19 protein-coding genes are annotated in these 20889 nt (G+C 34.2%); 10 read left to right on the top strand and 9 right to left on the bottom strand.

All coding sequences use genetic code 11. The features are described 5' to 3' along the window. Positions 1-92: 92 nt before the first annotated feature. The 5 genes from pyrE to LS81_RS09220 all read right to left on the bottom strand — a co-directional run bounded on the left by pyrE (position 93) and on the right by LS81_RS09220 (position 3494). Positions 93-716 carry an orotate phosphoribosyltransferase gene (pyrE, locus tag LS81_RS09240; protein ID WP_104696482.1) on the bottom strand — a complete coding sequence of 208 codons (624 nt, stop codon included), beginning with the start codon at positions 714-716 and terminating at the stop codon, positions 93-95. Between the two features lie 3 nt (positions 717-719). Beyond that, positions 720-1277, bottom strand: coding sequence for a ribosome recycling factor (gene frr / locus LS81_RS09235; RefSeq protein WP_034318124.1), 558 nt, complete (start codon positions 1275-1277; stop codon positions 720-722). Then, positions 1277-1702: a preprotein translocase subunit SecG gene (secG, locus tag LS81_RS09230; protein WP_034346556.1), complete on the bottom strand. Its 426-nt coding sequence runs from the start codon at positions 1700-1702 to the stop codon at positions 1277-1279. The genes frr and secG overlap by 1 nt, the downstream gene beginning before the upstream one ends. 196 nt (positions 1703-1898) lie before the next feature. After that, positions 1899-2489, bottom strand: a complete 591-nt coding sequence (locus LS81_RS09225; protein WP_034346557.1) for a hypothetical protein — start codon at positions 2487-2489, stop codon at positions 1899-1901. A 24-nt stretch (positions 2490-2513) separates the two neighbouring features. Continuing rightward, the gene (locus LS81_RS09220) at positions 2514-3494 is read right to left on the bottom strand and encodes a hypothetical protein (protein ID WP_034346559.1); all 981 of its coding nucleotides are present in this window, start codon (positions 3492-3494) and stop codon (positions 2514-2516) included. 230 nt (positions 3495-3724) lie between these two features. Between LS81_RS09220 and LS81_RS09215 the strand changes: the two genes are divergently transcribed. Continuing rightward, complete coding sequence (locus LS81_RS09215) at positions 3725-5575, top strand: AAA domain-containing protein (protein ID WP_052096553.1); 1851 nt, start codon at positions 3725-3727, stop codon at positions 5573-5575. Positions 5576-5636: 61 nt separating this feature from the next. On the opposite strand, the gene LS81_RS09210 is transcribed toward LS81_RS09215, so the two are convergent. Together LS81_RS09210 and LS81_RS09205 are read right to left on the bottom strand one after the other, a co-directional pair. Then, the gene (locus LS81_RS09210) at positions 5637-6890 is read right to left on the bottom strand and encodes an efflux RND transporter periplasmic adaptor subunit (RefSeq protein WP_034346561.1); all 1254 of its coding nucleotides are present in this window, start codon (positions 6888-6890) and stop codon (positions 5637-5639) included. 52 nt (positions 6891-6942) lie between these two features. Continuing rightward, positions 6943-8460: a TolC family protein gene (locus LS81_RS09205; RefSeq protein WP_237022221.1), complete on the bottom strand. Its 1518-nt coding sequence runs from the start codon at positions 8458-8460 to the stop codon at positions 6943-6945. Between the two features lie 280 nt (positions 8461-8740). On the opposite strand from LS81_RS09205, the gene LS81_RS09200 reads away from it, so the two are divergent. The 4 genes from LS81_RS09200 (at position 8741) to LS81_RS09185 (ending at position 11812) form a co-directional block, all read left to right on the top strand. Continuing rightward, positions 8741-9820: a cytochrome-c peroxidase gene (locus tag LS81_RS09200; RefSeq protein ID WP_052096555.1), complete on the top strand. Its 1080-nt coding sequence runs from the start codon at positions 8741-8743 to the stop codon at positions 9818-9820. Positions 9821-10093: 273 nt separating this feature from the next. Then, positions 10094-10411: an SMR family transporter gene (locus tag LS81_RS09195; protein ID WP_034346565.1), complete on the top strand. Its 318-nt coding sequence runs from the start codon at positions 10094-10096 to the stop codon at positions 10409-10411. A gap of 29 nt (positions 10412-10440) precedes the next feature. Then, positions 10441-10782 (top strand): hypothetical protein, encoded by a 342-nt coding sequence (locus tag LS81_RS09190; RefSeq protein WP_052096556.1) that lies wholly within the window; start codon positions 10441-10443, stop codon positions 10780-10782. A gap of 184 nt (positions 10783-10966) precedes the next feature. After that, on the top strand, positions 10967-11812 hold the full coding sequence (locus LS81_RS09185; protein WP_034346566.1) for a 4-hydroxy-3-methylbut-2-enyl diphosphate reductase: 846 nt from the start codon (positions 10967-10969) through the stop codon (positions 11810-11812). 259 nt (positions 11813-12071) lie between these two features. Here the strand turns inward: LS81_RS09185 and LS81_RS09180 are convergent, their stop codons facing one another. Together LS81_RS09180 and waaC are read right to left on the bottom strand one after the other, a co-directional pair. After that, positions 12072-12833: a hypothetical protein gene (locus LS81_RS09180; protein WP_034346568.1), complete on the bottom strand. Its 762-nt coding sequence runs from the start codon at positions 12831-12833 to the stop codon at positions 12072-12074. Positions 12834-12964: 131 nt separating this feature from the next. Then, on the bottom strand, positions 12965-14032 hold the full coding sequence (gene waaC / locus LS81_RS09175) for a lipopolysaccharide heptosyltransferase I (RefSeq protein WP_034346569.1): 1068 nt from the start codon (positions 14030-14032) through the stop codon (positions 12965-12967). 117 nt (positions 14033-14149) lie between these two features. Here waaC and pyrD point away from each other — a divergent pair, with 117 nt between their 5' ends. The 5 genes from pyrD to fliS all read left to right on the top strand — a co-directional run bounded on the left by pyrD (position 14150) and on the right by fliS (position 19668). Continuing rightward, positions 14150-15223 carry a dihydroorotate dehydrogenase (quinone) gene (pyrD, locus tag LS81_RS09170; protein WP_034346571.1) on the top strand — a complete coding sequence of 358 codons (1074 nt, stop codon included), beginning with the start codon at positions 14150-14152 and terminating at the stop codon, positions 15221-15223. A gap of 41 nt (positions 15224-15264) precedes the next feature. After that, on the top strand, positions 15265-16533 hold the full coding sequence (locus LS81_RS09165; RefSeq protein WP_034347221.1) for a M16 family metallopeptidase: 1269 nt from the start codon (positions 15265-15267) through the stop codon (positions 16531-16533). Between the two features lie 93 nt (positions 16534-16626). Then, positions 16627-16956 carry a YraN family protein gene (locus LS81_RS09160; protein WP_034346572.1) on the top strand — a complete coding sequence of 110 codons (330 nt, stop codon included), beginning with the start codon at positions 16627-16629 and terminating at the stop codon, positions 16954-16956. A 273-nt stretch (positions 16957-17229) separates the two neighbouring features. After that, the gene (gene fliD / locus LS81_RS09155) at positions 17230-19269 is read left to right on the top strand and encodes a flagellar filament capping protein FliD (RefSeq protein ID WP_034346573.1); all 2040 of its coding nucleotides are present in this window, start codon (positions 17230-17232) and stop codon (positions 19267-19269) included. 9 nt (positions 19270-19278) lie between these two features. Beyond that, complete coding sequence (fliS, locus tag LS81_RS09150; RefSeq protein WP_034318083.1) at positions 19279-19668, top strand: flagellar export chaperone FliS; 390 nt, start codon at positions 19279-19281, stop codon at positions 19666-19668. Positions 19669-20889 lie beyond the last annotated feature (1221 nt).

The following is a 20889-nucleotide window of genomic DNA, read 5'->3' as shown; positions in this document are numbered from 1 at the left end:
GATACATCTTTGTATTATAGCAAATTTGGGTTATATATAATGTTGTGTTTTGTGTGAGTTTATGTCTTAAGGTATTATTCTGTTTTGTGATGTTAGTGTCTGCTTCCTGGTTTATAAGCAACAGAATCTTTACAAAGTGGGCAAGTTTTAGGATCATACAACTCAAACTCAAAATCAGCCAATGCAAATAATGGAATATCTTGCGTTAATTTACATGCTTCTTTGCTTTGATCTATAGAATATGTCCCATCTATATTTGTGCGTCTACAAAGTCCACGATTTGCTAATCCTGCAAATGCAACCACAATGCCACCAGCCTGTTTAATACACTCTACACTCTCCATCGCACTTCCACCAGTTGTGATAATATCTTCGCAAATCAGCACACGCTCATTATGTTTAACATCAAAACCTCTACGTAAGGTCATCTTACCTTCCAATCTTTCAGTAAAGATAAACCTCACTCCAAGAGATCTTGCCAACTCATAACCAGCCAAAATGCCACCCAATGCAGGCGAACACACACAATCTATGCTAATACCATAATCTAGTATTTGTTGTGCCAATTCTTTTGCTAGGATTTCCGCTGTTTTTGGATTCTCCAACACCTTTGCAGATTGCAAATAAAATGCACTATGATTGCCACTGCTAAGTAAAAAATGCCCCTCAAGCAAGGCATTATGCTCTTTATAAATAGATTCTATATCTAATGACATGCCCTACACCTTCATCACTTCTTCTTCTTTTGCTTTTACCATACTATCAATTTTTTTAACATGATCATCTGTAATTTTTTGAATCTCATCAGCACCTTTTTTACTTTCATCGGCTGTTATTGCTTTGTCTTTTTCAAGCTTTTTGATTGCATTATTGGAATCTTGTCGAATATTTCTGACTGCAATCTTTGCTTTTTCACCCATCGCTTTTGCCTGTTTAGCAATATCTTTTCGTTGCTCAGAAGTCATTGGAGGGAAAAAGAGCTTAATGCACTCACCATCAGCATTTGGATTAACCCCTATGTTGGCTTCTTGTATTGCTTTCTCTATCTCTTTAAGTAGCGGTTTTTCCCATGGAGTGATAACAATTGTTGTTGCATCCTGTGCTATCACGCTACCAACCTGTGCAAGTGGTGTAGGTGTGCCATAATAATCTATACGAATATTGTCAAGAATGCTCACACTCACTCTACCACTACGCAATGTTGCAAAATCTTTTTGCAATGACTGCAGACTTTTTTGCATATGATCTTTTGTATTATTGTAAATATCTTGCAACATTATTTATCTCCTTGTGTAGTAGTTTTAGTATCTTGGGGTATAGACTCTGTATTAAGCGAAGGATTTAATGGTGTTTGTGGAAGAGCTGGTTGCACACCTTGTAAAAGCGGACTAGATAAAGGTATTGTATTATCTGTTGGTGTTATAGGCAATGCTTTTGGAATCTCTACGCCATCAAGTACACTTGTCCCGCGGCTTGACTTTGTATTATAAAGATAACCTAGTGCAATAGTATTTATAATAAAGAGTAAACCTAAAAACATGGTGATTTTCGCCATAAAGTTGGCTGGACCCTTTGCACCAAATAAGCTTTCATTGCTCCCACTATATGCACCTAAACCTATACTAGAACTCTTTTGTAGCAGCACAACTATAACAATAGCAATGGTTAATAGAACTTGAAAGACAATTAAAACACTGGTCATAAAAACTCCCTCGATAAATCAAAATTCCAAGCCAAAAAATACTAAAGCTTTAGATGAATAAAAGTGCGTATTATAGCAAAAAATACCAAATAACGTGTAATTTAGGACAAAAGTCTATATCTTGTGAACGCAAGCTATGTAGCCAATCAAACATGAACAAATCGTATAAAATGTAATGCCGTTTAAGATACTATCATTATTCTCTAAAGGTGCGTGCATGACAAAAATATGCCTGAAAGATTCTAAAAATTTGTGGTGTATTTTCCAATAACATATTATCAATTTGTATATAATTTGGCGAAAGTGCAATCACATGTTGCTTTATGCCTTTATTGCTAAACGTCATTACCATATGCACACCACTTAATCCATGCGAGGTGAGCAAAAATTGCTTTTGTGCATCCTTATTTGCAGGGTTTAATGTGATATTTTGCAATCGCAAAAGATTGTCTTTATATTGCGTAGGAGTTAGTTCTAGTTGTATGCCTAGTTTATCTACCTCTTCAATATTTAGTTTGCTTTGTATAGAAATTTGTTGTGGGATACATGCCGTATTTAGATACATATTCTTTTGTATTGCCTCACTAATGATATTCTTTAGTATTTTAGAATCCACGCGAAGCTGCGTCGTGGACTCATCCATAGATGATATATCAATGTGTGGTAATGTTGAATTTTTTGGTGATGCCACATGTGGTTCTTGTGTGATTGGTATGTGTACTATATTTGGTTGATTTGCAAATGACATATAGCATATCACAAAACTTAGAGAATATAAAAACTTCATAACTCTACCTTTTATTTGGAATTACTATTGTGTGATTGTAATATGTGAATATTTTAGAATTTTTGTAAGCACATCAAAAAAGTTATGATTAATAGCCACAAAACCCTCGAGTTCATAAAGTGATAAAACAAGTTTATCACTGCCTTTTACACTTAATGATAAGCTTTGGTTTGGGGTGGTAGCAATTGTGATTAATTTATGTAGGACATTTGATAAATTTTGCTGCTCTTTTTTTGAAAGATTTGCTTGTTCATTCACCCTATCAAGGATTCCAAAGAGTTGTTGCAAAAATGTCAAGTAATCTTTGGTTGGCACAGAATCTTGCATTATGCGATAGTCTTTGTCATCTTGCGATGCTATATTTGCAGCAATATGTTGCTCTCGCTTATATAGATCAAACAAAATTTCATTTAAATTTGTGCTTTTTATCCATATCGTTGCATTTTTTATTGCTATTTTGTAATCTTTTTGCCACACTTCATCATCTTGATGCTGTAAAGGTTGTCTAAATTTCTCAGATTCTAAAAAATGTGCTTCAAGTATGTCATTGGTAGCATTATACATAGGATGCGTGGTGGTAACGTTTGTATGCACTACAATGTGATATACACTAGACTTCAAGGTGCATTCTGTTTGGACATACATACCTTTGCTGACTTTGCTTATTTGCATTAGATTGGATTTCTCAATACAAAGTATTGAATCTGGTACAAGCGCAGTAAGATTGTAGCCCTCAAAATTTAGATTTCGTGTGTAAAACTCAACATAGCGGTGTTTTGTTAATGTATTACCCTGTAACTCCAACACATATTGAAATTTCTTTGCTACTACTCCATCAATCCATTCTACATTTTCCGCACTACATATGGCTTTATGCCGCTCATTCTTACAAGTCATATCAGGTGATATTTCATAAGTTTGTGCTTGTATGTAGTGAGCAAGTGTGGTAGCAAAGCACATATTAAAGCTAAATAAATAAAGCAATAATGCACAACATAATCTCATGTAGACCCCTCATGTCTAGACTCTAAACCCATATTAATCACTAATTTTAATGTAACTCTTAACCTTTTAATAAGAAATACTAGCACAAAAAAGAGACAAAACGTCATGTTTTATGAACTGCACTTTTAACATATACTAAACCTAAATTTTTATCTATGTTAGATTAAAGAGTGTTTATTTAGAAACTAAAATTAATGATACAATTTTGCAAAAAATAGAGAGTTATTATTGTGCAATCATTACAAAGCTATTTGCTGCAAGGAGCAACACGTTATTTAGAGTATTTAGAGCAAGAAAACAAAGGTCTAGAGGAAATACATATCACTCAAGTGCGTATAGAAAAGCATGATACATTGTTGCTTGAGTTAGATCGCATACTATTTAGCACAGATTATTTGCAACTCTACATAAAAGATTACGTAATTGATATAGATGCTCTTGAGGAAAAAAGTTTTAGTGAACTCACTAAAATATTAAGGTTAAAACTTTCAGATTCATTGCTCATAGACCTAGCAAATACAATCGTGCATGACAACGAAGAAATAAAAATAAATCAAAATTCTATATTATCCCATGTGCTTGGTGAAGATTATAAAAAAGGAGTCCCAAAATACCTGCGACTTTTTAATGATTTGAAATTTCTTGTAAAAAATATAAAGGATTTTTGCTCACAAGATTCTCTTCATCTTGCCCTACCACAAACTAAACCCATTCCACTAAAAATCACCCTAGATCCTCATATCAATAATGACCAACAAGAAGCAATCAAAGGTGTTTTCACCCATTCTATAAGCTATGTATGGGGGATTAGTGGGAGTGGCAAAACACAGATTGTGCTTTTTAATTGCCTATTAAACCTGATCACACAAAACAAAAAAACATTAATACTTGCCCCAACAAATACTGCTCTAGAACAAATCTTTATTGCCCTTATTACACAAGGAGATAAGAAAGGATTAATGCGGCATAAATTCTTGCGTTTAGGTATGCCAAGTAGTGATTTTTTGCAGAAGTTTCCTGATGTATGCTTGCAAACTGATGAAAGAGAATCTAGAGAAAATGAAGAAAATGCTCTTAATCTATTTAAACCACAAACCCTAAAAGAGCGTCTGCAAGAATGTGATGTTATTGGTGTTACTCTAGATAGTTTTGTGAAACGCTATAATCAGTTAAGTGAATTAAAATTTGCACATGTCTTTCTTGATGAGTGTGCGTTTTCACCACTCATCAAGCTTATTGCTCCACTTACATTAAACACACCAATCACTCTATTAGGCGATCACAAACAATTGATGCCAATCTGCCATATGCAAGATTCTGATATTCAAAACACTCATTTTGAAGTCTGTGTGTGGAGTCTAAACACACTTTTTTTAGAAATGCTTTTTAAAAATCATGCAATGTTGCACACGCAGCATAATTATGATGATATTGTATTTAATACTATCGCACACTACAAACTTACAACTACGCATCGCTACGGCAACAATCTAGCCCTTATTTTAGATAAGCATGTCTATCATAATGGCTTAAGGGGTGAGGGCTTACCAACAGAGATTTATTATATTGATAGTGCAAAATTTGGACCCAATTATCAATACAATCCGCAGAATCCAAGAAATGAAAATATGGGTGAGGCAAATGCCATTGCTGCATTAACCTATATGCTTACAGATGATTATGCCATCTTAACTCCGTTTAGAGATCAGCAAAAGCTTTTAATATCAAAACATATCTCTAGACATAATATTTTTACAATCCACAAATCGCAAGGCAAAGAATTTGATACTATAATTTTTTCACCAGTAAAATTTAGCAAACATATGACAGATTCGCACAATAAAGCTGCATTATTTGCACTCAATGTAGCAATTAGTCGCTTAAAAAAGAGGCTTATTATAGTATGTGATTATGCCTTTTGGATACGGAAACAAGGGCAATTTATCACCACATTACTGCAAAATGCAAATCCTATCCACTTGCCTACAAAACACCTGCAAAATCCCTTGATTTACCATTCTAATTGTAATCTACATAGCAACATGGCTTCATGCAATATAAACATCAATATCAGCAAATAGACTTTTACATTTCATATAAGATTCTATATGAATTGCCAAATTATTATCTCAACACTTCAAGTTAATGTGAATCGATGATAATTTCTGTATTAAGACTAAGATTATCACCCTTGATTGCCACCATTTTAGAATCTGAAATACCAATAGTTACAGGCATAGCAGTTGGCACACCTTTTTCAAGCACCCATATCGTGCCTTGCCTTGCATTATTTGTGTTTATAGCTGCATGTGTTTGTTGCTGTCTCCTTGGCGGTGGTGAAAACATGAGCGGATTAGATGGTTTTTTAGAATCTGGTTTTGCCTTTTGTGATTGTGGATCATAAAATATTGCCGCCACGGGAACTAAAAGCGCATCTTTTTCACTTGCAACTTGTATGAAAGCTGTGGCATTCATGCCTGGTTTTAGAAGTAAATTTTCATTTTGCACATAGATTGTTGTCTCATAACTTGTGATATTGTCTGTTGTTGTGGCAGCAAAATTTACCCTATCTACTTTTGCTTGAAATGTTTGATTGGGGTATGCATCCACACTAAAACTTACATTTTGCCCTGATTGCACTTTGCCTATATCAGATTCTGAAATATTTACCACTAAATTCATCTCTTTTAGGTTTTGTGCAAGTTTAAAAAGTGTTGGTGTTTGAAAACTTGCAGCAACGGTTTGTCCTAAGCTTATACTGCGTTCCAAAATAATACCATCTATTGGACTTTTTATAATAGCATTTTGCAAATCTATTTTTGCAGATTTAAGGTTGGTTTGAATTTGAGCTATACTTGCTTGTTTGATTTTAACATCAGCTTTTGCAGACAGATAATCCATCTTTGCTGTTTGTAACTCAAGCTTTGATGGAGTGCGTCCATTTGTCGCCTCATAGAGTTGCTGTTGTTGCTCATAATTCCATTTTTTCTGCTCCATTGCCACTTTAGAAGCTTCAAGATTTGCTAAACCAGATTGTAGTTGCGCCTCATAGCCGTCTTTTGTTTGATTAAGTTTATTTGGATTAATCTCTGCTAGAATCTGATCCTTTCGCACAGAATCATTGACATCTACATGCAATTTATAAATTGTGCCTGAGATCTGACTACCAACTTCTACTTCATTTGTTGGCGAGAGAGTGCCTGTTGCTGACACGCTTTGTGTAATATTGCCTTGTATAGGCTTTATGGTTGTATAGGTAATATTTTCAGAATTATGCAAAAGGATATAAAGAGCTATAATAACTAACAAGGCAATTCCAAAAACGATAAGCAAAACAATGCGTGTTCTTGTTGCTTTTGGCGTAATGGTATCATAGATTTCTTTTGTGCTTGGCATGATTCTCCTTTTCCCTTATATGCTTAAATTTTATACTTTTTTGTTTTGCTATTTAGAGATCATTTGCTGGATCTCTTACATTATCTTCTTGTGGTTGCTCTATGTTAGGAATCTGCATGGTCTGTAAGACTCCATCTCTCAATTCATTTGGGTGAAAATCACCGCCAAATGCTTTGTATAAAGCAATAACTGCTTGGTTTTTACTTAAATTTGCACTGGCAAGAGTATTTTTTGCACGTAAATAGCTATTTTCATACTCAAGCCTTGAAATAGAATCTATAAGGTTTTGTTGATAACGAGATTCCATGATTATTAGTGTATCTTTGTTGATATTATAATTTTCTTGCGCATGTTGGAAACTTTCCTGTGTGATAGCAACATATTTTGCAGCATTTTCTATCTCTGCTAAAGCTGTATTCATTGTATTTTGTAGTGCATAAAAAGATTGCTTTGTATTCTCTTTGGCAATGATATAATCCTGTGTGAGTGTTTGGCGATTTAAAAGCGGTGCGGCAAGAGAACCTGCCATTTGCCATACCATATCGCCTATACCAAGCTGTGGTGAAAATAGAATTTGTCCTAGATTCCCGCTTAAATTAATGCTTGGTAGTAACGCCATCTTTTTATTATAACGTTGATACAAAGAAGCATTGAGAGCAAATACACTCGCACGAACATCTGGGCGATTAAATAATACATTAGTTGGCATAGAATCTATAGGCGGAATTTGTGGGGTTTTAAAGCTATAATCATCTGCATACATATCAAAACCAAGCTCATTTGCATTAAGCAGCACAAGCAAGGCATTTTTATTTTGCTCAAGTGTATATTCAAGCGAAAGCGTTGTGTTTTTTTGTATAAGATAGTTGCTCTTTGTTGTTGCCACACTATCAAGCCCCACAAGCCCTAAATGATATTTTTTTTCCGTGAGTTTGTAGATTTCTTCAAGATTTTGCGTGATCTGCCTATTGAGCGTAAGAGCTTGTTGGGTTTGTCTAATTGTGAAATAATAATTTGCAATATCTCCAAGCAAAATAACTTGTGCGGATTGTAAACTATATATTGATTGCAGAATCTGCTGCTTACTTGCTAGTCGCAATGCATTGAGTTTCCCAAATAAATCAACCTCCCAACTAAAAGATAAACCTAAATTTGTTGTATTTTGCGTAATATTTGTTTGAATCTGCTTATAGTTGTTATCACTATAATTATAGTTTAACCCCGCATTTGCCTTAGGAAAAAGATTCCATGAATGTATTTTTGCAGTTGCTCTTGCTTGTCTAATGTTAGATTCAAGAGTTTTTAGGTTTGTATTTTGTTGCAAAGCGCGATTTGCAAGATCATTTAGCACCAAGTCATCAAATAATGTATAAAACGTGCTTTTAAAGTCTGTATATTCGGCATTGTTCCCCTTGGTCGTAGCTATATTTTGCAACAATTCTTTGTTTGCAAATACACGTGGCACATGCGTCTTTATTTCCAAATCACTTTCCGCTGGAAGCTTGGCACAACCTACAAAATAGATAGAAATAAAACAAACCCACACAAAAGAAACAATGGCAAAACGCATACGCAAACAATACAAGCATATCATTGCTCTTAGGTAAAATAGATACTGAAACACAACAGAATAAACTCGCATAAAAAAACTTTAATATATATTAAATTTGAAAGTTACTATTAAGTTTGTAATTATATGAAACATTATTAACAATAATATGATTAAGCACCAATAAAAAAGTAATATTTTATCAAAAAACACCAATTTACATGCTTTTTTATTGTATCGTCTGCGAAATATTATCCTAAAATGTTATAATGTGCGTTACTCTATATTTAAAGGAACGATAATGACGTATAACAAGCTCGGATTAAATATCGTGATTGCTGGAGCAGTAACACTAGCAGTAGCATTTGCTGCAAGTGCTATCCCAAGCGATAAAGAACTATTACAAAAGGCAAAAGAATCTGACCTAGTGGCAATGCCAACAGGTAAAGAACTAGCAACTTTCCAACAACAAAAGATAAAAGAAACAGGTATTGCAAAAGGTTATAGCCCATTGCTCACAAAAGAACAAGTTGAATTGGGCAAAAAGCTTTATTTTGATCCACGCTTATCAAGCTCAAACCTCATCTCATGTAATACTTGCCATAATCTAGGGCTTGCAGGTACAGACGTAGTACCAGCAGCTATTGGACATAAATGGAGTGCAAACCCACACAATCTAAATAGCCCAACAGTGCTTAACTCTGTATTTAATGATGTGCAATTTTGGGATGGTAGATCTGCTCACCTAGGAGATCAAGCACAAGGACCAATTCAAAATCCAGTGGAAATGGCAGCACAACCAAAACTTGTTGAGCAAAAAATCACCTCGATACCAGAATATGTAGATGCATTTAAAAAAGCATATGGCAAAAATGTAAAAATAGACTTCAAGCTAATTGCAGATACAATTGCATTGTATGAATTTACCCTCACAACGCCAAGCCGCTTTGATTCTTTCTTGCGTGGTGACACAAATGCTCTTACAAAACAGGAAAAAGAAGGGCTGAATCTATTTATAGATAAAGGCTGCGTATCATGTCATAATGGTATAAATCTTGGCGGCAATATGCAAGCATTTGGCATTATGGGACAATATAAATACGCAAACGTTGGTGACTTCAAAGGTAATGAAGATGGTTTAGTAAAAACCCCAACATTAAGAAATGTAATGCAAACAGCACCATATTTTCATAATGGACAATATTGGGACGTTAAAGATGCGATTAAAGAAATGGGCAAAATTCAGTTAGGCATAGACATAAGCCAAAGCGAAGCAGAATCTATTGCCGCATTCTTTAAATCGCTAGATGGTAAAATGCCAGAGGTTATATATCCTGTGCTGCCTGCATCAAGCTCTAAAACACCAAAACCAACTTTTTAATATGAAGTTATTATATACTAGGTGTCATACTGATTCAAAAAAACATCCTTAAGAGAATTTCTTTAGGAGAATCTTGAGGAGGGTGTTGCTTTGGCAGATTTCAAAGTGATAATTATGCTATAGCAACACACAAAAAACTATTACAAACATATACCACCATACAATTTATGCTTTTGAATACCATTCTGTATCATATGGGTATGTGTTGCAACTTTGCTGATTTTTTGCTACGATTACACTGATACTTTCGAAATTAATTATGGAAATTTAACGATGAATTTTGTCTTAATCATACTTTCTGGTGTGCTTGATATTTTTGCAAATCTTGCATTGCAAAAGTCAGATGGATTTCGCAAGGTGTGGTGGGGGATACTTGCATTAGTGCTTGTAGGATCTGCATTTTTACTACTTTCTGTTGTTGTTGATAATGGCATGTCTCTACCTATTGCCTATACACTTTGGGGGGCTATTGGGATTTTGGGCAGTGTTGCTGGAGCCTACTATTTTTTTAAACAAAAACTAAAGCCTATTGGCTATGTTGGCATTGTTTTAGTGATTATTGCTGTAGCCCTACTGCAATTAAAGTTCTAGGTCATATAGAAACTTTTAAGGCAAAAACATTGCAGGAACACGCCAATCAACAACTTAATTATAGAAGCGGTTTTTTAAGCATAGACATTATATTTTCTCTACTTATCTTATCATTTGCATTTGTGTTGCTTTTACAAGCACAAAAAACAATTATAAAACAGCTAAATACACACGATGTAGAAAATTTTTACGAAGCAAATGACAATCTTTTTCATAGTATCAAACATAATGTATGTAAAAAATACACCTTGCAAACGAGCAACAATCATACTTACAATATGTGTATGATAGAGGGGAGATCTAAAAATGAAGTTACCCTACGCTACTATACAATACATGAAATTAACAAAACAATCAGACACCCAAAATAACCCTGTTAAAACAAGCATAATACATTTCCTAATAATTTACTCATGCAAAAGCAAAAAATGAAATATCATAAAAGCCTGAAATATTTTTACTCTTTTTTAAAAGCTATATGGTATTCAAATAACTTCGCTATAATTTTTCGCACTCACAATTTGACATAAGATTATAATCACAATAAGGAAGGCTATGGAAGTCATACTTGCAGACAAATATGGATTTTGTTTTGGTGTAAAAAGAGCCATAAAAATTACAGAAAAGATTGCTCAAAATAATCCCAATACACTTACGCTCGGACCACTCATACACAATCCGCTTGAAATTAATCGTTTGGAAAAGAACTTTGGCGTAAAGGTGCAAGAAGACATTACAAATCTTGGCGATAGTAAAAGTGTAATTATTCGAACACATGGTATTACAAAACAGAATCTAGAAGCATTGCAAACCAAAGGGGTTAGCATTACTGATGCAACCTGCCCCTTTGTCACAAAACCACAACAAATTGTAGAAAAAATGAGTAATGATGGATACAACATTGTGATTTTTGGAGACTCAAATCACCCCGAGGTGCGTAGCGTAATGAGCTATAGTGTAAAACCACCTATTGTTGTGAGTGATTTAGAATCCTTACAGCAAATACAAAAAATTCCCAAAAAAGTTGCGGTTGTATCGCAAACTACAAAACAGATTGAACAATTTTTACAAATTGTGCAATATCTTGTAAGTAATGCTATGGAGGTTCGCGTGTTTAATACAATATGTAACGCAACTTTTGAAAACCAAGAAGCAACAAGAACTCTTAGTCAAAAGGCTGATGTCATGGTTATTGTCGGCGGTAAAACCTCATCAAACACCAAGCAGCTCTTCTATATTGCACAAAATCATTGTAAAGATAGCTACTTAGTAGAGGATGAAAACGACATCAAAGCAGAATGGTTCGTGGATAAAAAAATATGTGGTATTAGTGCTGGAGCAAGCACACCAAACTGGGTTATAAAAAATGTGGAAAATGCCATAAAAAATCTAGCACAATAGTCTTTATCTTTAATTGATCTGGCTATTAATATAAAACAAGTCTATATCTAATCTTAATATGTGTTTAACAAAATATTTTTGCACAAAAAATCAATGAAATCTTATCTAAAAACTCATAGCATTACACGTGATTAACCCAAGGATCACTTACATTAAAACATAAACATTCTACTGCTTCCAAAAATCTTAGATTCTATAAAGCAGATCTTTGCATCTCTATTGTGAAAACCCAATCAAATATATTTTCATTCAAATAAAATTAGAATCTAAGCCCAGTCTCTAACATAGTCGCCCATGCGTTAGTGTGAGGAAAACTCACTACCTGATTATTAATTTGCATAGCATCATTTGCTGGTATGTCGTAATATCTTACAATAGTCTTAATATAGAATCCTAAATTCCTTGTCAAGCCAATATCTACACCAAGTGAGCCAAATAAGCTGTAGCCATATCCGCTCTCCATTTTATTATCTTGATCCTGTGTAAAAGCATATATAGCATGTGCTGCACCACCACCAAAGCTATATAATAAACTTGTTCTGCCACCAAATGACTTTCTACCCTGCAGTTCTGCACCATAAAAACCCAAACCATGTCCAAATGCGCCTATATATCCATCCATATTACTAATAAAATTGATATAAAGTGGCGATTCCAAACTTGCTACATTAAAGCCTATCTTAAAACTTCCTGATACAAATGCACCTGCTTTATCACCGAGCAAACTAGCATCAAAATTATTTGCAAGATCGGAGCCATAAATGCCCATAGAACCTGAACCACCCTTAAATCCTAAGCCAACTTGCAGTCGCCTTATAATCAATAAATCAAGCTCAAATGCACCATAACCACCTTTGAAGCTCCCATCCGCTCTGCTATTACCGCCAAAATCAGTATATATCCCACCAACACCAACATTACCGCCAATACAAAATATCGAATCACAGGCTGCATTTGCACTCGACATTAACACACCCATTAATACAATGCTTAATCCTAGTTTTTTACGCATTTTTATCATAACCTATTCCCTTTTCCTAAACACCAAGACAAATAAAACTACATCATACTTGTTTTGGCAATCTTATCCATTCTACAAGAATATAACTAAAATAGAGCTTAAAACACTCTAGTATAATAAGCCGCTATCCTCTAATCATCTTGCAAGGCCTTATAAACCTTGTATTTAAAGGTCTCAAATATATCTCGTGGCTCTATACTTGCGATCTCAAACTCTGTGCCTTCTGAAACCACATAAGGATTCCCAAGCAACACGCGATTAAGCTTTGTGTCTCGCATATTTTTACCACTACTTCTTGCATTATTGCCATAGAGTGTAATGCAATTTGCTCCCATAGCCCATGCAAGATGGGTTACACCCGTATCACCACCAATAACACAATCAATCTGCCGAAGTGCAAACTTCAGATTATTAAAGTCAAGTCTATCAAGTTGTGTAACACATAGCCCCTGCTTTCTTAGGAGTGAATACAAAGAATCTGCTCTATTCTTATCCTCATTCCATACAACATGAAAATGGCATTCTTGCAAAAAATCTTGTAATAAACGTGCTAACTCTGCATATTTCTCTATTGGATACATTTTTTCTTTAATCGAGGCTTCAAGAATAAATAAAAATGTGTATGGTCTTTTATCCATGCTATTTAATCTTGAAAAATGTGTATTTAAAGATTCTGTAATGGAGTGATAATTAAAGCCTAATCCCTGTGTGTGCAAAGACATAACTCGCTCTAATGTAAAAGGATTTGTTTGAAACTCTTTTAGATGGGAAAAAAGTACAGAAAAATTCCTCTCAAGAATATTAGAATCATAAGGAATTGAAACCTTGTGTGTGTAAAAAAAACTTGCTAAGCCCTCTCTTGCTCCATCTCTAGAGAATCCAACAAACTTTGCAGATATAAGAAATTTGCCAACAATAGCCGACTTTATAAGTCCTTGCATATCAATCACTATATCAAACTCACCACAACTTTTACAATATCGTCTTATTTCCAAAAGCCCACTTATGCTCTTTAGAAGCTTTTTGAATGGCAATGCGTGAATCTTTGCAATACAGGGAGAATGATCTAAGATACCACTAAACCTGTCATCAACAAACCACTCTATTCTATAATCCCCAATTGCCTTAAGTCCAGCGAGCATACTTGAAGCAACCACCACATCGCCAAACGCAGATAATCGTATAATAGCAATTCTCATATTTTTCCTTTTTTGATAAGCTACATTATAGCATAGCTAAGCTTAGAAACTTTTGCCAGATTAAACAGGATTTATTGTGTTTTGATATAATCTAGCATTTTGTTTAACGAGGTTAACATGGGATTTTATAAAAAAATACGACCTTATTTATATAAATGCGATGCCGAAAAGATTCATAACCTAACAGTAAAAGCAATGAAATTGCCACAAAGGATTCCATTGTTTGAATCTATGATTGCAAAATACTATTGTCGCATTCATGAGAGCTTAGCGCAAGACATACATGGATTACATTTTTATAACCCAATTGGACTTGCAAGTGGGTTTGATAAAAACGCAGAGATTGTGCGCCCCCTTGCTAGTCTTGGCTTTGGTTATTTGGAGCTAGGCAGTGTTACACAGATGCCTCAAGAAGGCAATGAAAAGCCCCGCATGTTTCGTCACGTAGAAGAAGAAAGTTTGCAAAACGCAATGGGATTTAATAATATTGGTGCAAGAGGTATGTTAGCACACCTAAAAGAAGTGTATCCTTTTTGTATTCCACTTGGGATAAACATCGGTAAAAATAAGAATATCGCACAAGGAGATTCCTTAAAAAACTACGAATTAAGCCTTGATACACTCAAGGATTATGGAGATTATTTTGCCTTTAATCTCTCTTCGCCAAATACACCTGGTTTGCGTGACTTACAAAATGAAAGCTTTGTAGCAGATCTTATCGATATGGCAAAGGGTGTAACAAATAAGCCAATTTTTATCAAAATATCGCCTGACATGGAAATAGATTTCATGCTTACTGTGTGCGATAGTGCCATTAAACATGGTGTGAGCGGAATCATTGCTACAAATACAAGCATTGATTACACTCTTGTATCACATCCAGCAAAACGCAATGAGCAGTGTTTTGGTGGTATCAGTGGCAAGGCATTGACATCACGCTCAAGAGAGATTCTAAAGATCCTAGGGCAAAATTTCCATAAAAAAACAACACTTATTTCTGTTGGTGGAATTTGTGATTCCAATGAAGTGTATGAGAGAATAAAACTTGGTGCAAATTTAGTGCAGATTCTAAGTAGTATGGTATATGAAGGTCCAACCATCATAGCGCGTATGAACAATGAGCTTGCAGAAAAATTAAAGGCTGATGGATTTAACCACATAAATGATGCAATTGGGGTAGCAGTGCAATGAGAAAAGATATATATAAAAAAATTATATTAGGAGTTTTTATAATGAGCAGTGTTGTATTTGGAAGCGTATTACCAAAATATGAGAGCAAGATTTTAAAAAATGGTTTGCAAGTTGTAGTGATTCCATTACATAATAAAAGTAATGTAATTGAGACAAATGTATTTTATAAGGTCGGATCACGCAATGAAGTAATGGGAAAAAGTGGTATTGCACACATGCTTGAGCACATGAATTTTAAAACAACAAAAAATTTAAAAGCAGGTGAATTTGACGAGATTGTGAAAAAAATGGGGGGTATAAACAATGCTTCTACAAGTTTTGATTATACACGCTATTTCATTAAATCAAGCACACAGAATCTAAACACATCATTAGAGCTTTTTGCTGAACTTATGCAGAACCTACAATTTATAGATTCTGAATTTCAATCAGAAAGAGATGTAGTAGCCCAAGAGCGTTTGTGGCGGACAGACAATACGCCAAGCGGCTATTTATACTTTCGTTTTTTTAATACCGCTTATGTGTATCACCCATATCATTGGACACCTATAGGCTTCATGAATGATATACAGAATTGGAGTTTGCAAGATGTTAAAAGCTTTCATGAGACTTACTATCAACCGCAAAACGCAATCTTGCTTGTAAGTGGCGATGTAAATCCACAAGATGTGTTTAGCGGTGCAGAAAAGTATTTTGGCAAAATTAAAAATAAAGGTGAGATTCCAAAAGTAATTATGCAAGAGCCAGAACAAGATGGCACAAGAGAAGCATATATTACAAAGGATACAGGCGGGATAGAATGGCTTATTATGGGTTTTAAAACACCAGATTTTACACATAAAGACCAAGTGGCATTAGAAGCCATAGGTGACATATTGGGTGGTGGGAAGAGTGCTATTTTACCTGCGATATTGCAAGATAAATTACAACTTGCATCTTCTATAAGCGCATTTAATATGGATATGATTGATTCTGGTATGTTTATTATTGTGGCAACAGGTAATGCAGGAGTAAGTGCAAACGATTTAAAGAGTGAGATATTAAAACAAATTGAAAAATTGAAAAAAACACAAATCACACAGGCACAACTTGATAAAATAAAAATAAGCACACGTGCAAATTTTATTTATAGTTTAGAGAGTGCAAGCTCTGTGGCAGGGCTATTTGGATCATACTTCGTGCGAGGAGATATACAACCGCTTTTAGATTATGAAAAAAATCTAGAAACTCTAAACGCTAAGCAGATTCAAGACGTTGCAAACAAGTATCTTGTATTAGAACATGCGACGACTTTGATTATGAAAAAATAAAAACGTGGGTTTATGTTTTTAATCTCGCTATCAAGCCTGCAACAATATCGATCCAATGTAGTGGCACAAAACTCTAAATAAGGCTATGATTGCATGAGGCAAAAAGGTAGACATTATGAGCAGATAGCATTAGAGTATCTCACAACTTTAGGATTTGAGTTTATCGAACAAAATTTTCATAGTCGTTATGGTGAAATAGATCTCATCATGAAAAAAGATTCTATTTTACATTTTATAGAAGTTAAGTCATCACACTGCATGAATCCACTTGCAAATATTACACCAAAAAAATTAGAAAGACTTACAAAAACCATACATGTTTTTTTGGAACAAAGGCAGATTTCAAGCCATTTTTGCATTGACGCGATTAGTATCTACAAAGATAATATTATGCTAATCGAAAATATTACGTTTGGATTATAGCTATATTTATCTTTTCAAGTAGCAAAAAGATATACAATAACCAAGTCTTGTAGCAGAAAAATTAAGAAATCTGATGTACTGCAACAAAAAAAGCACTTTAAGATTCTATAAAAATGTCGATTAGAGATTATATTCTGCGTTGTCGTGTGGAATTTGTTTGATACAATACAAAAAAAGATTCCATATTATGTAAGTATGGAATATAAATTTCTTGCGTTTTTTGATTGAACCTAATTTAAATAATAAAACCATGATGTTGTTTAGGAGTGTGTTATGGCAGGAAAAATTACTTCTCTTGGGCTTGGTAGCTCGGTTTTGAATGCTGATGTTATTGATAAATTGCGTAAGGCCGATGAAGACAATGTTATTAAGCCCGTTGATAAAAAAATGGAGCTTAATATTGAGAAACAAAAGCAACTTGTAGAGATAAAAACTGCCCTTGAGACATTGCGACAACACACACGCAAACTCTCTGATTATTCTACATTCTTGGGAAGAAATGTAAATGTATCTGGTGAAGCGATAAAAGCTACAGCAGCAGCTGGTGTGCCTGTGCAAAATATCAATATGGAAGTGAAACAACTGGCAAAAAGTGATATTAATGAAGTTGGTACAAAATTTGCCTCAAGAGATGATGCATTTAGTAACGAAGATGGTGTGCTTGATTTTTATAGCAATGGGCAAAGCTATCGTGTAGATATAAAAGGTGGAATGACTGTTGGAGAAGTGAGTCAAGCCATAACTGATGCAACAAATGGGAAAATCATGGGTTCCATTATGAAGATTGGTGGAGAAAAACCATATCAACTTATGATCAACTCAAAAGAAACGGGAGAAAATAGTAGAATCTATTTTGGTTCTCTTTTAAAGTCGGAGGGAATGGGGAATCTTGACATTGATTTACAGGGGGAACAAGACTTTTTTATAGAAGTTAAGGGAAGCGATAAGCAGGTGCACAAAATAAGTGTTACACTCAATATTCCACAAACTGCTAGCGATAGATTTCTGATGCTACAAAATGCAATTACAGAGGCGTTAAAAGCAAATGAAGCCACTAAGGAATTGGTAGAGAATGGCGATATTACATTTGGATTGCCAAATGAGGGACGAGGATTTATCATCAATGATAAGAGGGGATTTAAGATTAGTGTTGGTGGAGACAAGACTGGGAATCTTGGCTTTATGCAAAAAGAATCAAAATCGCAAGACTTATACTCAAGCAATATTGAAGTAAAAGAAGGTGCACTTACAGGTAGTTTTCAAGTTAATGGCAATAGGCTAGACCTAGCACAAATCACGAAAAAAGAGAATACAGCAGATCAAAACGCACAAGCTGTTGTAGAAGCTCTCAATGCAATTAGTGGAATACAAGCAAGTGCAAGTCAAAATAAAATTTCTCTCAATAGTGATGGTGTTACCATTGATATCAAAGCCACAACTCCCGAAGAGACGCAAGCTCTTGCAAGCATTGGGTTAAAAGCTGGAAAATATAGCGATTTCTCAGCACTACAAAACAATGTATTAAAAGTTAAGAATGTGCAAAGTGCGGCTGATTCTGAAGTGCTTTATAATGGTGCCACAATTAAGCGTCCAGGCAATACTATTGATGATATTGTAGGTGGGCTAACAATTAACCTACAAAAAGTATCAGAAGAAGGCAAACCAGATGTGATCAGCATCACGCAGAATACAGAAGATATTGTAAAAGAAATCCAAGAATTTGCTAAGGTGTATAATGAGACTGTGCCTAAGCTTGATGCGGTTACAAAGTTTGATCCAGATACAAAGAGAGGTGGGGTATTTAATACAGAATCACTTATAAGAAGCATTCGTCCAGACCTAAACCAAGCAATTACACAACATATTGCAAATGGGCTTGAAGTAAAAAGCTTAATGGATTATGGTATCTCTTTAAATGACAAGAGTGTTATGCAACTTGATGGCGGAAAACTCTCAAGTGCATTAAGTGCAGACCCAGAAAAAGCAAAAGAAGTGTTTTATGGTGGAGAAAAAAAGGATAGTTTAGGAAAATATAATAGGTATGATGGAGTTTTTACAAAAGTAAATAAAGTTTTAGCCGATTTACTTGAAGGTGGAAACGCTAAGTTAAAGACTTTTGAGCAAACGCTTGAAAGAGAGTTAAAAAACTATAATCAAGAAAAAGATAAAGCAAAAAAAATGCTTGATGCAAGGTATGACACTATGCAACAAAGATTTGCTTCTTTTGATGAACAAATAGCAAAAGCCAACAACTCTTTCAATGCTGTTCAAATGATGATAGACCAAGCCGCCGCTAACGACAAAAAGAAATAAGGAGCAGTTATGAGAGCGTTTAATGCCCATAATATGTATCAGCAAAATTCTGTGAGCGTTGAGAGTCCAGCAAAACTCATAGAAATGTTGTATGAGGGTATTTTGAGGTTTTTAGGTCAGGCACGCAGGTGTATGGAACAAGACGATATTGATATAGAAAAGAAAATCTACTATATCAATAGAACTACTGATATCTTCACAGAGCTACTAAATGTCCTTGACTACGATAGAGGTGGTGAGGTAGCAGTATATCTTACAGGGCTTTACACACATCAAATTAAGCTTTTAACACAAGCTAACATGGAAAACAATGTTGAAAAAATTGATATTGTTATGAATGTAGCAAAAGGCTTATTAGAAGCGTGGAGAGAAATACACCAAGAAGAACTAGGGCGTTAGTATCTTTTGCAAACAATTTGAATACACTTTTTTACTTATAGAATCTCCTCGATTCTATAAGAATTCTTTCGAAATTATCTTTCACTATTATTGATATTAATTGGGTAGCTAGTATATTGTTGTTTTGCTATATTTTACATAGTTTCACATATTAAGTCTAATCTTGTGCTATGTGATAAAATAACGACACACAGGTAAAACTAAATGTTCTAGTTCCAATCTACCCTTAAACCAGCTAGCCCATACTCTACCTGTCCTTAACATCCCACCCAAGTATAAAACTTCCTAAATAACACATTATTTATTAAATACATATCAATACTTCAAGATATTTATACAATATAGTTATATATAAGCTTCATATATGTTATTAGACGTAATTTTATATAATTGTATATAAGCCCTTTGATTGACATTAATTCTAATATTCACATCATTCTTAAACCTTATTGATAAACTTCTTGGCTTTTGACATGCTTTAGGTTTCTTTGATACCTCTTACAGAACTATACATAAAAAACATTTTATAAAGCATGTTTTAGAGGCTTATTCTTTGAAGAATTTTTTAGATAATGCATGATGAATAAATTAGTCTTAAAAATAACTACTTGGATATCTTTATTATGGCAAAGTTTCTTTTATAAACTTTTGCCACCCTTTCCTTTTGCTAGTGTTATCAGACTATATTTAAAAGGGTAACTCTATCAGTGTTTTTCTATTACTTCATACTTGCAAAATCAAAAAAACACCTTTTAGAATGAATATACTAAAAGCTAAAAGGTATCTAATGTATTAAGCCTTTCAACATACCATATCACAACAACAGCAACAACCACACGCAACACATGCAACATTTAAGTTTAAATATTTGATACAAACATGAAATAACTTGGTAAAAAGCTTTATGCATTCCTTATATAAAAAACATCTAAGGGATTGTTTCAGAATTTATTTTATATTCCTTACACAAATATAAGTATTGAAAAAGCCTATTTGCAACAACTTGTTTGCATTCCTCTCATTATATAAACTCCTCAAGGATTCAATATAGGCTAAAAGCTTCTAAAACATGCTTTATAAAATGTTTTTTGTGTATAATTTGTAAGAGATATCAAAGAAGCCTACATCACATCTCCAACAACCTTACAAATATAGCTTAATTTGGTGCGTGTTACATAAAGAAAGCTTGTAATTTATTTATTCAATAATTCTTATATGTTT

It is taken from the genome of Helicobacter trogontum (assembly GCF_000765905.2).
Classification (GTDB): Bacteria; Campylobacterota; Campylobacteria; order Campylobacterales; family Helicobacteraceae; genus Helicobacter_A; species Helicobacter_A trogontum.
The sequence above is the reverse complement of the archived record's forward strand: the minus strand, read 5'-3'. Positions and strand labels throughout refer to the sequence as shown.

Excerpts from the sequence above, each read along its gene's own strand:
- LS81_RS09195 (WP_034346565.1), top strand. The coding sequence starts at position 10,094 with ATGAATTTTGTCTTAATCATACTTTCTGGTGTGCTTGATATTTTTGCA.
- LS81_RS09200 (WP_052096555.1), top strand. The coding sequence starts at position 8,741 with ATGACGTATAACAAGCTCGGATTAAATATCGTGATTGCTGGAGCAGTA.
- waaC (WP_034346569.1), bottom strand. The coding sequence starts at position 14,032 with ATGAGAATTGCTATTATACGATTATCTGCGTTTGGCGATGTGGTGGTT.
- LS81_RS09185 (WP_034346566.1), top strand. The coding sequence starts at position 10,967 with ATGGAAGTCATACTTGCAGACAAATATGGATTTTGTTTTGGTGTAAAA.
- pyrD (WP_034346571.1), top strand. The coding sequence starts at position 14,150 with ATGGGATTTTATAAAAAAATACGACCTTATTTATATAAATGCGATGCC.
- LS81_RS09220 (WP_034346559.1), bottom strand. The coding sequence starts at position 3,494 with ATGAGATTATGTTGTGCATTATTGCTTTATTTATTTAGCTTTAATATG.
- LS81_RS09165 (WP_034347221.1), top strand. The coding sequence starts at position 15,265 with ATGAGCAGTGTTGTATTTGGAAGCGTATTACCAAAATATGAGAGCAAG.
- LS81_RS09160 (WP_034346572.1), top strand. The coding sequence starts at position 16,627 with ATGAGGCAAAAAGGTAGACATTATGAGCAGATAGCATTAGAGTATCTC.
- LS81_RS09205 (WP_237022221.1), bottom strand. The coding sequence starts at position 8,460 with ATGCGTTTTGCCATTGTTTCTTTTGTGTGGGTTTGTTTTATTTCTATC.
- pyrE (WP_104696482.1), bottom strand. The coding sequence starts at position 716 with ATGTCATTAGATATAGAATCTATTTATAAAGAGCATAATGCCTTGCTT.
- fliD (WP_034346573.1), top strand. The coding sequence starts at position 17,230 with ATGGCAGGAAAAATTACTTCTCTTGGGCTTGGTAGCTCGGTTTTGAAT.
- secG (WP_034346556.1), bottom strand. The coding sequence starts at position 1,702 with ATGACCAGTGTTTTAATTGTCTTTCAAGTTCTATTAACCATTGCTATT.
- LS81_RS09225 (WP_034346557.1), bottom strand. The coding sequence starts at position 2,489 with ATGAAGTTTTTATATTCTCTAAGTTTTGTGATATGCTATATGTCATTT.
- fliS (WP_034318083.1), top strand. The coding sequence starts at position 19,279 with ATGAGAGCGTTTAATGCCCATAATATGTATCAGCAAAATTCTGTGAGC.
- LS81_RS09210 (WP_034346561.1), bottom strand. The coding sequence starts at position 6,890 with ATGCCAAGCACAAAAGAAATCTATGATACCATTACGCCAAAAGCAACA.
- LS81_RS09180 (WP_034346568.1), bottom strand. The coding sequence starts at position 12,833 with ATGATAAAAATGCGTAAAAAACTAGGATTAAGCATTGTATTAATGGGT.
- frr (WP_034318124.1), bottom strand. The coding sequence starts at position 1,277 with ATGTTGCAAGATATTTACAATAATACAAAAGATCATATGCAAAAAAGT.